The organism is Pseudomonas palmensis, from assembly GCF_017848315.1.
In the GTDB taxonomy this organism is placed as follows: Bacteria; Pseudomonadota; Gammaproteobacteria; order Pseudomonadales; family Pseudomonadaceae; genus Aquipseudomonas; species Aquipseudomonas palmensis.
Genome location: NZ_JAFKEC010000002.1, coordinates 62,960 through 76,576 on the forward strand (window position 1 = coordinate 62,960; position 13,617 = coordinate 76,576).

The 13,617-nt window shown below is 63.1% G+C and carries 11 protein-coding genes; all 11 read right to left on the reverse strand.

From position 1 onward, the window contains the following. Positions 1-11 precede the first annotated feature (11 nt). The 11 genes from nuoH to JZZ72_RS01735 all read right to left on the reverse strand — a co-directional run bounded on the left by nuoH (position 12) and on the right by JZZ72_RS01735 (position 13,591). Positions 12-1,019: an NADH-quinone oxidoreductase subunit NuoH gene (nuoH, locus tag JZZ72_RS01685; protein ID WP_054915105.1), complete on the reverse strand. Its 1,008-nt coding sequence runs from the start codon at positions 1,017-1,019 to the stop codon at positions 12-14. Further along, on the reverse strand, positions 1,016-3,730 hold the full coding sequence (gene nuoG / locus JZZ72_RS01690; protein ID WP_043860869.1) for an NADH-quinone oxidoreductase subunit NuoG: 2,715 nt from the start codon (positions 3,728-3,730) through the stop codon (positions 1,016-1,018). The genes nuoH and nuoG overlap by 4 nt, the downstream gene beginning before the upstream one ends. A gap of 128 nt (positions 3,731-3,858) precedes the next feature. Continuing rightward, positions 3,859-5,214 carry an NADH-quinone oxidoreductase subunit NuoF gene (nuoF, locus tag JZZ72_RS01695; RefSeq protein ID WP_043860868.1) on the reverse strand — a complete coding sequence of 452 codons (1,356 nt, stop codon included), beginning with the start codon at positions 5,212-5,214 and terminating at the stop codon, positions 3,859-3,861. After that, positions 5,211-5,708 (reverse strand): NADH-quinone oxidoreductase subunit NuoE, encoded by a 498-nt coding sequence (gene nuoE / locus JZZ72_RS01700; protein WP_043860867.1) that lies wholly within the window; start codon positions 5,706-5,708, stop codon positions 5,211-5,213. The genes nuoF and nuoE overlap by 4 nt, the downstream gene beginning before the upstream one ends. A gap of 2 nt (positions 5,709-5,710) precedes the next feature. After that, positions 5,711-7,492, reverse strand: coding sequence for an NADH-quinone oxidoreductase subunit C/D (nuoC, locus tag JZZ72_RS01705; protein ID WP_043860866.1), 1,782 nt, complete (start codon positions 7,490-7,492; stop codon positions 5,711-5,713). A gap of 77 nt (positions 7,493-7,569) precedes the next feature. Further along, positions 7,570-8,247 (reverse strand): NADH-quinone oxidoreductase subunit B, encoded by a 678-nt coding sequence (locus JZZ72_RS01710; RefSeq protein ID WP_043860865.1) that lies wholly within the window; start codon positions 8,245-8,247, stop codon positions 7,570-7,572. Positions 8,248-8,257: 10 nt separating this feature from the next. Further along, positions 8,258-8,671, reverse strand: a complete 414-nt coding sequence (locus JZZ72_RS01715; protein WP_010220397.1) for an NADH-quinone oxidoreductase subunit A — start codon at positions 8,669-8,671, stop codon at positions 8,258-8,260. A 627-nt stretch (positions 8,672-9,298) separates the two neighbouring features. After that, positions 9,299-10,624 carry an isocitrate lyase gene (aceA, locus tag JZZ72_RS01720; RefSeq protein WP_043860864.1) on the reverse strand — a complete coding sequence of 442 codons (1,326 nt, stop codon included), beginning with the start codon at positions 10,622-10,624 and terminating at the stop codon, positions 9,299-9,301. A gap of 522 nt (positions 10,625-11,146) precedes the next feature. Continuing rightward, complete coding sequence (locus JZZ72_RS01725) at positions 11,147-11,881, reverse strand: secretin N-terminal domain-containing protein (RefSeq protein WP_231390883.1); 735 nt, start codon at positions 11,879-11,881, stop codon at positions 11,147-11,149. 125 nt (positions 11,882-12,006) lie between these two features. Next, positions 12,007-12,432: a GNAT family N-acetyltransferase gene (locus JZZ72_RS01730; protein ID WP_043860862.1), complete on the reverse strand. Its 426-nt coding sequence runs from the start codon at positions 12,430-12,432 to the stop codon at positions 12,007-12,009. Further along, complete coding sequence (locus tag JZZ72_RS01735; RefSeq protein ID WP_043860861.1) at positions 12,425-13,591, reverse strand: ribosomal protein uL16 3-hydroxylase; 1,167 nt, start codon at positions 13,589-13,591, stop codon at positions 12,425-12,427. The genes JZZ72_RS01730 and JZZ72_RS01735 overlap by 8 nt, the downstream gene beginning before the upstream one ends. Positions 13,592-13,617: the final 26 nt, after the last annotated feature.

Sequence of the window (13,617 nt, forward strand, 5' to 3'; positions counted from 1 at the left end):
GGGTCAAATCCTCACTGGGCCGCAACAGCTGGCGTGTTGAGCAACACGAGCGCAGCGGTCACCAGCAAATTGATCAGGGTCAGCGGCAGGCAGAACTTCCAGCTGAAGTCCATCACCTGGTCATAGCGCGGGCGCGGGATCGAGGCGCGCAGCAGGATGAACAGCATGATGAAGAACGCGGTCTTCAGGGCGAACCACACGAACGACAGTTGCGGCAGGATGCCGAACGGCCCGTGCCAGCCACCGAAGAACAGGGTTACCAGCAGCGCCGAGATCAGGATGATGCCGATGTACTCGCCCACGAAGAACATGCCCCACTTCATGCCGGCATATTCGATGTGGTAGCCGTCGGCCAGTTCCTGTTCCGCTTCCGGCTGGTCGAAGGGGTGACGGTGAGTCACGGCCACGCCAGCGATGAAGAAGGTACAGAAGCCGAAGAACTGCGGAATGATGAACCACAGGTTCTGCGCCTGGTATTCGACGATGTCGCGCATGTTGAACGAGCCGACCTGGGCCACGATGCCCATCAGCGCCAGGCCCATGAACACTTCGTACGACACGGTCTGGGCCGAGGCCCGCAGGCTGCCGAGCAGGGCGTACTTGTTGTTCGACGACCAGCCGGCGAACAGGACGGCGTACACCGACAGGCCGGCCATGGCGAAGAAGAACAGCAGGCCGATGTTCAGGTCCGCGACACCCCAGGTCGGGGTGATCGGGATGATCGCGAAGGCGATCAGCAAGGCGCTCATGGCCACCACCGGCGCCAGGGTGAAGATCACCTTGTCGACGAAGGGCGGGTTCCAGTCTTCCTTGAAGAACATCTTCAGCATGTCGGCGGCAATCTGGAACATGCCGAACGGGCCGACGCGGTTAGGACCGTAACGGTCCTGCCACCAGCCCAGCAGGCGACGCTCGACGAAGCTGAGCAGCGCACCGCAGACCACCACCGCCAGCAACACCACGATGGCCTTGATGACAGTGAGGATCACATCGATCACTTCAGGGGTGAACCAGGTCATTGTGCTGCCTCCTGCAAGCCTTCGACGGATGCACCGAAGATGGCAGGCGGGATGCCGGCCAGGCCTTTGGGCAATGCAACCAGGCCTGCGCCCAGTTCCTCATTGATGCGCAGCGGCAGACGCAGGGTCTGGCCGGCCACGTTCAGGCTCAGCAGTGCGCCGTCGTTGACGCCCAGGCGGTCGGCTTCGGACTTGGCCAGTGCCACGTAGGCCTGCGGGATGCGCTCCTGCACCGGGGCGGCGCGCGAAGAGTTCTCTTCACTGCCGAACAGGTGGTAGAACGGCACGGCCTGCCAGGTGCCACGGGCCGGCGAGAACGCCGCCGGAACGCTGGCGAACCAGTTCAGCCTGTCGCCCTGGGTCTCGATCAGGCGGGTGCCCGGGTCGCCTGCACGCAGGTGACCACCGACCTCGTCCTGGAACTTGTTCCAGGCCTGCGGCGAGTTCCAGCCCGGCGACCAGGCGAACGGCACCTGCTGGCGCGGTTCGGCGGAGCCCGAGTAGCCTTCCATGGAGAAGGCGAACGCGGTGTCCGGGTCTTGCGGGGTACGTGGCTCGTGCACGCTGATGTTGGCGCGCATGGCGGTACGGCCCGAGTAGCGCAGCGGCTCGCGGGCCAGTTTCATGCCCTTGATGCGGAACGCGGCCGATGGCGCGGCGTTGACGATGCCGGCCAGTTGCGGCACCACGCCAGCCACGGCGTGGGTCACGTGGTCCAGCTGGGTCCAGTCGACCGGCTTGTTGAGCAGGGTGGCACGCAGTGCGTGCATCCAGCGCCAGCCTTCGTGCACCAGGATGCTGCTGTCCAGGTACTGCGGGTCGAACACCTGGAAGAAGCGCTGGGCGCGGCCTTCCTGGCTGACCAGGGTACCGTCGCCCTCGGCGAAGGTGGCGGCCGGCAGCACCAGGTGCGCGCGGTCGGTGGTCGGGGTTTTCTGGTGGTCGGCAACGATCACCACCTTGGCCGCGGCCAGGGCAGCGTCGACCTTGGCAGCCGGTACGCGGCTGTACAGGTCGTTTTCCAGCACCACGATGGCATCGGCCTTGCCGGCGATCACGGCGTCCAGCGCCGCATCGATCGACTCGCCACCGAGCATGGCCAGGCCCAGGCTGTTGGCCTCGGGCACCACCAGGCTCAGCGAGCCGTTCTTCTCGCGCAGCTTGAGTGCCTTGGCGATGTTGGCAGCGGCTTCGATCAGAGCCCTGGAGGCCAGCGAAGTACCGGCAACCACCAGTGGGCGGTTGGCCGCGACCAGGGCGTCGGCGATGCGCTTGGCCAGGTCCAGGGCTTCGGCGTCCAGGCCTTCGACGGCTGGGGCGCTCGGGTCGATGGCGTGGGCCACGGCGAAACCGATGCGGGCCAGGTCGTCCGGCGCGGCGTGCACGCACTCTTGCGCCACGTCGTCGAGCTTGGTCTCGCTCAGGCTGGCAATGAACAGCGGGTACATGGCGTGCTGGCCGATGTTCTTCACCGCGGCATCGAGCCACGGCTGAACGCGCATGGCATCGGCCATCGCCTCGGCCTTGCCCTTGACCGACTGACGCAGGGCCAGGGCCACGCGGGCAGCGGTCTGGGTCAGGTCTTCGCCAAGCACGAACACCGCGTCATGGTCTTCCATGTCGCGCAGGGTCGGCACCGGCAGCGGGCTGTCGTTGAGCACCTGCAAAGCCAGGCGCACGCGCTCCAGCTCACCGGCTTCCATGCCTGCATAGAAGTGTTCGGCACCCACCAGCTCGCGCAGGCCGTAGTTGCTCTCCAGGCTTGCACGGGGCGAACCGATACCCACGATGTTGCGCCCGCGCAGCATGTCGGCGGCCTTGTCCAGCGCGGCGTCCAGGCCCAGTTTCTGGCCGTCCTGGAGCAATGGCTGGCGTGGGCGGTCGGTACGGTTGACGTAGCCGTAGCCGAAGCGGCCACGGTCGCACAGGAAGTACTGGTTCACCGAGCCGTTGAAACGGTTCTCGATGCGGCGCAGTTCACCGTAGCGCTCGCCCGGGCTGATGTTGCAGCCGCTGGAGCAGCCATGGCAGATGCTCGGGGCGAACTGCATGTCCCACTTGCGGTTGTAGCGCTCGGAGTGGGTCTTGTCGGTGAACACACCGGTCGGGCAGACCTCGGTCAGGTTGCCGGAGAACTCGCTCTCCAGGGCACCGTCCTCGACGCGGCCGAAATACACGTTGTCGTGCGCACCGAACACGCCCAGGTCGGTACCGCCGGCGTAGTCCTTGTAGTAGCGCACGCAGCGGTAGCAGGCGATGCAGCGGTTCATCTCGTGGGAGATGAACGGGCCGAGCTCCTGGTTCTGGTGGGTACGCTTGGTGAAACGGTAGCGGCGCTCGTTGTGGCCGGTCATCACCGTCATGTCTTGCAGGTGGCAGTGACCGCCTTCCTCGCACACCGGGCAGTCGTGCGGGTGGTTGGTCATCAGCCATTCGACGACGCTGGCGCGGAACACGCGGGCTTCTTCGTCTTCGATGGAAATCCAGCTGCCATCGGTGGCAGGGGTCATGCAGGACATGACGATGCGACCACGGGTGTCGTTCTCGTCGGTGTACTGCTTGACCGCACACTGGCGGCAGGCACCGACGCTACCGAGCGCCGGGTGCCAGCAGAAATAGGGGATGTCGAGGCCTAGCGACAGACACGCCTGTAACAGGTTGTCTGCACCGTTGACTTCGAGCTCTTTGCCGTCTACGTGGATAGTGGCCATGGTTCAAAGTTCTTCGTTGGCCCGCGTCTGCGGGCGTGGCTAATGGAAAGCTGTATGCCTGCGGTTCGCCGTCATCCGGGCGAGCATCGCGGGCAACGGGCGGCACGGACCGCCCGTCTTCTTGTTCGTTATGCGCCAACCACAACGGGTTTGGCCAAGTCCGGGCGCGGTGCAGCAGTGGCTGCGATGCCGGCTTCGAACTCGGGGCGGAAGTATTTGATGGCACTGCCCAGCGGCTCGACCGCACCGGGTGCGTGAGCGCAGAAGGTCTTGCCTGGGCCGAGGAAACCGACCAGCCCCAGCAGCGTCTCGATGTCGCCTGGCTGACCCTGGCCTTTCTCGATGGCGCGCAGCAGCTTGACGCTCCACGGCAGGCCGTCGCGGCACGGGGTGCAGAAGCCGCACGATTCGCGGGCAAAGAACTCTTCCATGTTGCGCAGCAGCGAGACCATGTTGACGCTGTCGTCAACGGCCATGGCCAGGCCCGTACCCATCCGGGTACCGACCTTGGCGATGCCGCCGGCGTACATCTGGGCGTCGAGGTGCTCGGGCAGCAAAAAGCCGGTACCGGCGCCGCCTGGCTGCCAGCACTTGAGCTTGAAGCCGTCGCGCATGCCGCCGGCGTAGTCTTCGAACAGCTCGCGGGCGGTAACGCCGAAGGGCAGTTCCCACAGGCCAGGGTTCTTCACCTTGCCGGAGAAGCCCATCAGCTTGGTGCCGTGGTCTTCGCTGCCTTCGCGGGCCAGCGACTTGTACCAGTCGATGCCGTTGCCGACGATGGCCGGCACGTTGCACAGGGTCTCGACGTTGTTCACGCAGGTCGGCTTGCCCCACACGCCCACGGCGGCAGGGAAGGGCGGCTTGGAACGCGGGTTGGCGCGGCGGCCTTCGAGGGAGTTGATCAGTGCGGTTTCTTCACCGCAGATGTAACGCCCGGCGCCGGTGTGCACGAACAGCTCGAAATCGAAACCGCTGCCCAGGATGTTCTTGCCCAGCAGGCCGGCAGCCTTGGCTTCCTCGACCGCACGGGTGAGGTTGCGTGCGGCGGTGGTGTATTCGCCACGCAGGAAGATGTAGCCGCGGTAGGCCTTGAGCGCGCGGGCACTGATCAGCATGCCTTCGATCAGCAGATGGGGCTGTTGCTCCATCAGCATGCGGTCCTTCCAGGTGTTGGGCTCCATTTCGTCCGCGTTGCACAGCAGGTAGCGGATGTTCATGGATTCGTCTTTGGGCATCAGGCCCCATTTGACGCCCGTCGGAAAGCCCGCACCGCCACGGCCCTTGAGGCCGGAGTCCTTGACGGTCTGCACGATGTCGTCCTGCGACATCTGCGCCAGTGCCTTGCGGGCAGCGGTGTAGCCGTCCTTGGCCTGGTACTCGTCGAGCCACAGTGGCTCGCCGTCGTCGCGCAGGCGCCAGGTCAGCGGATGGGTTTCGGCGGCGCGCGCGATGCGGTTGGCCGGGCCGAAGGAAGTGATGGTCATACGTAACCCTCCAGCAGTTTGGAAACGCCGGCAGGTTGCACGTCGCCAAAGGTGTCGTCGTCGATCATCAGGGCCGGGGCCTTGTCGCAGTTGCCCAGGCAGCACACCGGCAGCAGGGTGAAACGCCCGTCTGCGGTGGTCTGGCCCAGGCCGATGCCCAGCTCGCTCTGGATCTGGCTGACCACCGACTCGTGGCCGCCGATGTAGCAGACCATGCTGTCGCACACACGGATGATGTGGCGGCCGACCGGCTGGCGGAAGATCTGGCTGTAGAAGGTGGCCACGCCTTCGACGTCGCTGGCAGGGATGCCCAGCACTTCGCCGATGGCGTACACGGCGCCGTCCGGCACCCAGCCGCGTTCCTTCTGAACGATCTTCAGGGCTTCGATGGACGCCGCGCGCGGGTCCTCGTAGTGGTGCATCTCGTGCTCGATGGCCGAGCGCTCGGTTTCGCTCAGGGCGAAACGGTCGGTTTGGATAAGCGTGTTATTCATGCTTAGCGGTCCACGTCAGCCATAACGAAGTCGATACTGCCCAGGTACGCAATCAGGTCCGCGACCATGCTGCCGCGGATCACCGAAGGGATCTGCTGCAGGTGCGGGTAGCTCGGAGTGCGGATCCGGGTGCGGTAGCTCATGGTGCCGCCGTCGCTCGTCAGGTAGTAACTGTTGATGCCCTTGGTCGCTTCGATCATCTGGAAGGACTCGTTGGCCGGCATGACCGGGCCCCACGAAACCTGCAGGAAGTGCGTGATCAGGGTCTCGATGTGCTGCAGGGTGCGCTCTTTTGGCGGCGGCGTGGTCAGCGGGTGATCCGCCTTGTACGGGCCTTCCGGCATGTTGCGCATGCACTGGTCGATGATCTTGATGCTCTGGCGCATTTCTTCCACGCGCACCATGCAGCGGTCATAGGCGTCGCCATTGCTGGCCAGCGGCACTTCGAACTCGAAGTTCTCGTAGCCCGAGTACGGGCGTGCCTTGCGCAGGTCGAAGTCGCAACCGGTCGAACGCAGGCCGGCACCGGTGACGCCCCATTCCAGGGCTTCCTTGGTGTTGTAGGCAGCCACGCCGATGGTACGGCCCTTGAGGATGCTGTTCTGCAGGGCGGCCTTGGTGTACTCGTCGAGGCGCTTGGGCAGCCAGTCGACGAAGTCCTTGACCAGTTTTTCCCAGCCGCGCGGCAGGTCGTGGGCCACGCCACCGATACGGTACCAGGCCGGGTGCAGACGGAAACCGGTGATGGCTTCGATCACGGTGTAGGCGCGCTGACGGTCGGTGAAGGTGAAGAACACCGGGGTCATGGCGCCGACGTCCTGGATGTAGGTACCCAGGAACAGCAGGTGGCTGGTGATGCGGAAGAACTCGGCCATCATGATGCGGATGGTGTCGACCTTCTGCGGCACCTTGATGCCGGCCAGCTTCTCGACCGCGAGCACGTAGGGCAGGTTGTTCATCACCCCGCCCAGGTAGTCGATGCGGTCGGTGTAGGGGATGAAGCTGTGCCAGGACTGGCGCTCGGCCATCTTCTCGGCACCACGGTGGTGGTAGCCGATGTCCGGGACGCAGTCGACGATCTCTTCACCGTCCAGCTGCAGCACGATACGGAACGCACCGTGAGCCGAAGGGTGGTTGGGGCCAAGGTTGAGGAACATGTAGTCCTCGTTGGCACCGGAACGCTTCATGCCCCAGGCTTCGGGGTTGAAGCGTGCGGCTTCTTCCTCGAGCTGCTGCTTGGCCAGGTTCAGGCTGTAGGGGTCGAACTCGGTGGCGCGCGCCGGGAAGTCCTTGCGCAGCGGATGGCCTTCCCAGGTGGGCGGCATCATGATGCGGGTCAGGTGCGGGTGGCCGGCAAAGTCGATGCCGAACATGTCCCAGACTTCGCGCTCGTACCAGTTGGCGTTGGGCCAGATACCGGTGACGGTGGGCAGGTTCAGGTCACCTTCGTTCAGTGCCACCTTGATCATCACGTCGCTGTTACGCTCGACGGACAGCAGGTGGTAGAACACGGTGAAGTCGGCGCCCGGCAGGCCGCGACGCTGGGTGCGCAGGCGCTCGTCCACGCCGTGCAGGTCGTACAGCATGCTGTACGGCTTGGCCACGTTGCGCAGGAAGGTCAGCACTTCGATCAGTTTGGCGCGGGCAACCCAAAGCACCGGCATGCCGGTGCGGGTGTCCTGGGCGGTGAACGCCTCGGGGCCAAAACGATTGTTCAATTCGACGACCACATCCTGGTCGTCAGCCTTGTAAGGCGGGATGTAAATAGCGGTGTCCGCTGTCATGGTCTCGATCGCTTTCGGTCAACGTAGAGAATGAAGCCAGGCCGCCTGCTCGAATGAACAGGCGGCAGGTCGCTGGATCAGACTTCGTCGGGGCTGCGCAGGTGGGTAACCTGGATACGCTGTTCACGACGCTGCTCTTTCTGCGACGGCATCTCGGCGCGGTACACGCCTTGATCGCCGACGACCCACGAAAGAGGGCGCCGCTCCTTGCCGATCGATTCCTGCAGCAGCATCAGGCCTTGCAGGAACGCTTCGGGGCGAGGCGGGCAGCCAGGCACGTAGACATCCACGGGGAGGAACTTGTCGACCCCCTGAACGACCGAGTAGATGTCGTACATGCCACCGGAGTTGGCGCACGAACCCATGGAGATGACCCACTTGGGTTCGAGCATCTGCTCGTACAGGCGCTGGATGATCGGCGCCATCTTGATGAAGCAGGTGCCGGCGATGACCATGAAGTCGGCCTGACGCGGCGATGCCCGGATGACCTCGGCGCCGAAGCGGGCGATGTCGTGGGGTGCCGTGAAGGCCGTGGTCATTTCCACGTAGCAGCAGGAGAGGCCGAAGTTGTACGGCCACAGGGAATTCTTGCGCCCCCAGTTGACGGCTCCACTGAGCACATCTTCGAGCTTGCCCATGAAGATGTTCTTGTGGACCTGGTCCTCTAGCAGCGAATCGGAGACGGTTTCCCGTTCACCGATTGGATACTGCTCGTTGGGCGCATCGGGGTCGATCCTGGTGAGATTGTATTGCATTGCCAAAGCCTCATTGTTTCAGCTTCGCTTGCCGCTTGCGACGACCTTCGGGAGCCCAATCGAGGGCCCCGACGCGCCATAGGTAGACAAGACCTGCCAACAGAATTGCTATGAAAACGAGTGCTTCGACGAATCCGGTCCAGCCGCTTTCGCGGACGGACACAGACCATGCAAAGAGAAAGAGGGCTTCGATATCGAAGATCACGAACAGCATCGCGACCAGATAGAATTTGGCGGAAAGACGCAGGCGGGCACCGCCTGTTGGCAGCATGCCGGACTCGAACGGTTCGTTCTTGCTGCGGCCCCAGGCCTTGCTGCCCAGCAGGGCGGACAGGCCGAGCATGAAGGCACACAGGCCGACGACACCCAAAAGGAAGATGGCAAAGCCCCAGTTGTGGGCGATGAGTCCTGTCGAATCGGGCATGCTGAAAATCCTTAACAGAGCGCTTGGTCTCTGAGCTTGAAAAGAAGTAGAGCAGTGACGATATGTCGCAGCGAAATCTATCGCGCTGATTTTATGGGTAAACCCGTAGCAAGTAAAATTTCTGCAGCAAATTTATTCGTAGCATTAAGAACAAAAATCTTTCGTAACTCGCTGCAGGCCACGTATTCCGTGGATTGCGCGTGCTTTTGTTAATTATGTTTCTTGTATGGCGTAACGAAATGCAAGTTTCGAAATGATAATTAATATCATTTGAGGAACTCCTGTTATTCCTACCTCCTGCGTCAACTAAAAGTTGTTGTTCAAGGGTGTGACCGGCAAGTTTGTGCGCCCCTGTTTCGGGCAGTGTCTGCGTGCTGGCGCTGGGCTCTGGCTCAGGGTTGTGCGCGGGGGTGGCGCGTCGGTATCTGCGCTGCCACGGCCGTCCGCTGACGCCGGTGTGCACTAGCATAGCCAATCGGGGGTAATAAGGAAGCCTTGTGCCGGGCGGCTGGCCTTTTCGCCGGCAAGGCTGGCGCCTGCGCGGGGTATGAATGGCACAAGACCCGGAGCCCCATCACAGGCCCCGGGTCTTGCGTGTTACCCGAATGTCACCAATCGATCAGCCGATCAGTGGAACTGCTCTTCTTCGGTCGAGCCGGTCAGGGCGGTAACCGAAGACTTGCCACCCTGGATCACGGTGGTCATGTCGTCGAAGTAGCCAGTGCCCACTTCCTGCTGGTGCGCCACGAAGGTGTAGCCTTTGGACGCGTCGGCGAATTCCTGCTCCTGCAGCTTCACGTAGGCAGTCATGTCGTTGCGGGCGTAGTCGTGCGCCAGGTTGAACATGCCGTGCCACATGTTGTGGATGCCAGCCAGGGTGATGAACTGGTGCTTGTAGCCCATGGCCGACAGCTCGCGCTGGAACTTGGCGATGGTCGCGTCGTCCAGGTTCTTCTTCCAGTTGAAGGAAGGCGAGCAGTTGTAGGACAGGATCTGGTCCGGGTATTCCTTCTTGATGGCTTCGGCAAAGCGGCGTGCTTCGTCCAGGTCCGGCTTGGCGGTTTCGCACCAGATCAGGTCGGCATACGGTGCGTAGGCCAGGCCGCGGGCAATCGCCTGGTCCAGACCGGCACGTACCTTGTAGAAACCTTCCTGGGTGCGCTCACCCACCACGAATGGCTGGTCGTACGGGTCGCAGTCGCTGGTCAGCAGGTCGGCGGCGTTGGCGTCGGTACGGGCCAGGATGATGGTCGGTACACCGGCAACGTCGGCCGCCAGGCGGGCAGCGCTGAGCTTCTGTACGGCTTCCTGGGTCGGAACCAGTACCTTGCCGCCCATGTGGCCGCATTTTTTAACCGAGGCCAGCTGGTCTTCGAAGTGAACGCCGGCGGCGCCTGCCTCGATCATGTTCTTCATCAGCTCGTAGGCGTTGAGTACGCCGCCGAAACCGGCTTCAGCGTCAGCCACGATCGGTGCGAAGTAGTCGATGTAGCCGTCGTCGCCCGGGTTCTTGCCGGCTTTCCACTGGATCTGGTCGGCGCGACGGAACGAGTTGTTGATGCGCTTGACCACGGTTGGCACGGAGTCCACCGGGTACAGCGACTGGTCGGGGTACATGGACTCGGCCGAGTTGTTGTCGGCAGCCACTTGCCAGCCGGACAGGTAGATAGCCTGGATACCGGCCTTGACCTGTTGAACAGCCTGGCCGCCGGTCAGGGCGCCCATGCAGTTGACGAAATCTTTTTCAGGGCGGAACGAAGGGTGGGCGCCTTTGGTTACCAGGTTCCACAGCTTCTCGGCACCCATGCGGGCCAGGGTGTGCTCAGGTTGAACCGAGCCACGCAGACGAACGACATCAGCGGCAGAGTAGGTACGGGTCACGCCTTTCCAGCGTGGGTTCTCGGCCCAATCTTTTTCGAGGGCTGCAATTTGCTGTTCGCGTGTCAGTGCCATGAAAGTAAACCTCGTCGCATAGGTCGGTAAAAAATGTTCGCTCTGTCGGCTGCGCTGTGCGTACAGGGGCAGCTCCGATTGCTCGCTGGTCAGAAGCACTGGCAGCCAGTGGTGTGGGCGAAATGGCGACGTTGAACGATGGGGCTCGAAGGGGGAAGTGAGCAGGTCCTTGGCGTGGCTGTCGGGCAGGTTGGCTCGTGGTTGCCGTGCTGCGTCGATCAGGGTGTGCCGTCTACCGTTTGATGCGCTTCCGTCCCTCGGGACAACTTCGTTCCAGTCGCAATCTCGTCAAACCGCCTTGTGGGCTGTACAGACACGAATCGGCTCAGGTCGGGTAGGTCAGAGCGCAACTCGAAGGCCCTTGCCAGGGCCTCTGATTAGCGGGAGCGGGGCCATCATGCCTCTGCGATTCGGGGGCGTCAAATGTTTTGTAGTGCTTTTTTTCATCCACTACATCTTTGGTCTAATACGACTCGTCAGTCAGTTTCGAGGCCTTTGGTCGAGGCCTTGAACGACGCGGGGTCAGTCCAGTGCCTCGACTTTTACCCGCAAAGTCATGTTCTCACCGCGCTGTGTGGAGTAACTGAGGGTCGAAGCGCTGCGATCGGCCTGACTTTGAGCGTTGACACCTGCCAGGCTGATCCACTCGCCAAGCTTGCCGGTGACCTTCGTGTCGGTGCTTTGCACCTTCACTACATCGGGACGTTCCTGGCTCATTCGGTCATTGTTGGTGCTGATGGCAAGGTGCACGGTTTCGCCGGTGACGCTGGCGGTGACGTAGAAACCCTGGGTGACGTTGCGGTACTCGGTGTTGCTCTGCACGCGTCCGTAGCTGTCGGTCTGGGTGCTGGTGATGGGAATGCTCTGGCCAACCTGGATCAGCGCCGGAGTTCCCTCGCTGGCCTGCACCTGTTGCAGCCCACCCTCGCGGTTGGCGGTGCCGTAGCGGATCACGCGGGCGTTGCCGCGGTTGTCCTGGACGTTGCTGTCGGTGTTGTCGACGCTGATCAGCAGGCGCTTGGGGGCGGTGTCCAGTTGTTGCAGCAGGGTGCGAAGTTCGTCGATCTTGCCGGGCTCGGCATTGACGATCAGCTTGTTTTCGAAGGTGCTGACACTGCCGTCCTTGCCGATGAAGGCTTGCGCGGCGGGGAGCAGTTCGGCGCTGGTGCGGTGGTTCAGCGGCAGGACTTCGGTGGCGGCCAGCGCACTGAGGCTGAACGACAGAAGCAGGGTGGCGAGCAGGGGGCGTAGCGGCATGTCCATGGTCTCCGCGGGTGGAGTGGACATGATGGCAAATTTGTAGCGGTTGTGCTGGCCTGTTCGCCGGCAAGGCCGGCTCCCGCGGGTATGGGAGCTGGTCTTGCCGGCGACAGGGCTGGCGCTTACTGCGAGTCGCGCACCATGTCCACGTGCGGCAGGCCGGCCTCGAGGAACTCCTCGCTGACGACCTTGAAGCCCAGGCGCTCGTAGAACGCGGTGGCATGCACTTGTGCGGTGAGCTTCTGCTGGCGCAGATCGCGGTTCTGCGCCTCGGCGATGGCGGCCTGCATCAGTGCGTCACCCACCTTGAGCCCGCGCCAGTCCTTGAGCACCGACACGCGCCCGATCTGGCCATCCTGCAACAGGCGGGCGGTGCCGATGGCGTAGTCACCCTCAAAGGCCAGGAAGTGCACGGCGATGTTGTCGTCGGCATCCCACTCCAGCTCTGGCGGCACGTTCTGCTCGGCAATGAACACCGATTCGCGGATACGGCGGATGTCGGCGTTGTCTTTCTGCCAATCGGCCAGGCGTACTTCGATCTTATTCATTGGCAAATCCCAGGCTTCCTTGCTTGACCAGTTCGCAGATCAGGGTAAGGCCATTTTCGTCGCCAAGCCATGGCGCGAGGTTTTCCACGTGCAGGGCGTCGGCGGCGCAGATCAGCTTGAGCAGGTCGCGCAGTTCGCCCGGCAGCAGGCGGCTCTGGCCGCTGGCGAACAGCAGCACGTTGTCGTCGACTTCCGACCAGGCCAGGCGCGCGCTCGGGTTGCGGATCAGGATCGCACCCTGTTCCAGGCTGTCGATCAGGTCTTCTTCGCTCAGTGCCTCGCCAGCCACCAGTTCCGGGTAGCGTGGTTCGGTCATGAACTGGCCGAACCAGGTCAGCAGCAGGCGCTCGTCGCTCATGTGCTCGGCCAGCAGGCCCTTGAGACGGTCCAGGGCGTCGCGCTGGATCTGGTGCGGGTCGCTCACTGGCTGGGCGTCGGCGTCGGTGTAGCGCTCTTCGTCAGGCAGGAACTGGCTGAGGAAGTCGGTGAAGTGGGTCAGCACTTCGGCGGCGCTCGGCGCGCGGAAGCCGACCGAATAGGTCAGGCAGTCGTCTTCGGCCACACCGTAGTGGGCCAGGCGCGGTGGCAGGTAGAGCATGTCGCCCGGTTCCAGGGTCCACTCGTCGGTCTGCTCGAAGTCGGCCAGGATACGCAGGTCGGCGTGCTCGATCAGCGGGCTGTCGCTGTCGCACATCTGGCCGATCTTCCAGTTGCGCTTGCCCTGGCCTTGCAGCAGGAACACGTCGTAGTTGTCGAAGTGCGGGCCCACGCTGCCACCCGGGGCGGCGAAGCTGATCATCACGTCGTCGATGCGCCAGCTTGGCAGAAAGCGAAAGCTCTCCAGCAGCTCGCCCACTTCCGGCACGAACTGGTCGACGGCTTGTACCAGCAGGGTCCAGTCGCGCTCAGGCAGGGTGCTGAAGGTGTCGTCGTCGAACGGGCCGCGGCGCAGTTCCCACGGGCGCTCGCCATGTTCGATGACCAGGCGCGATTCGACTTCCTCTTCCAGTGCCAGGCCGGCCAGTTCATCGGCATCGATCGGGCTTTCGAAATCAGGGAAGGCCTGGCGAACCAGCAGGGGCTTCTTCTGCCAGTAGTCGCGCAGGAATTCGCGGGCAGTCAGGCCGCCCAGCAGCTGAAGTGGGGTATCAGGATTCATGTGTAACCTATTGAAAAAAAGTAATT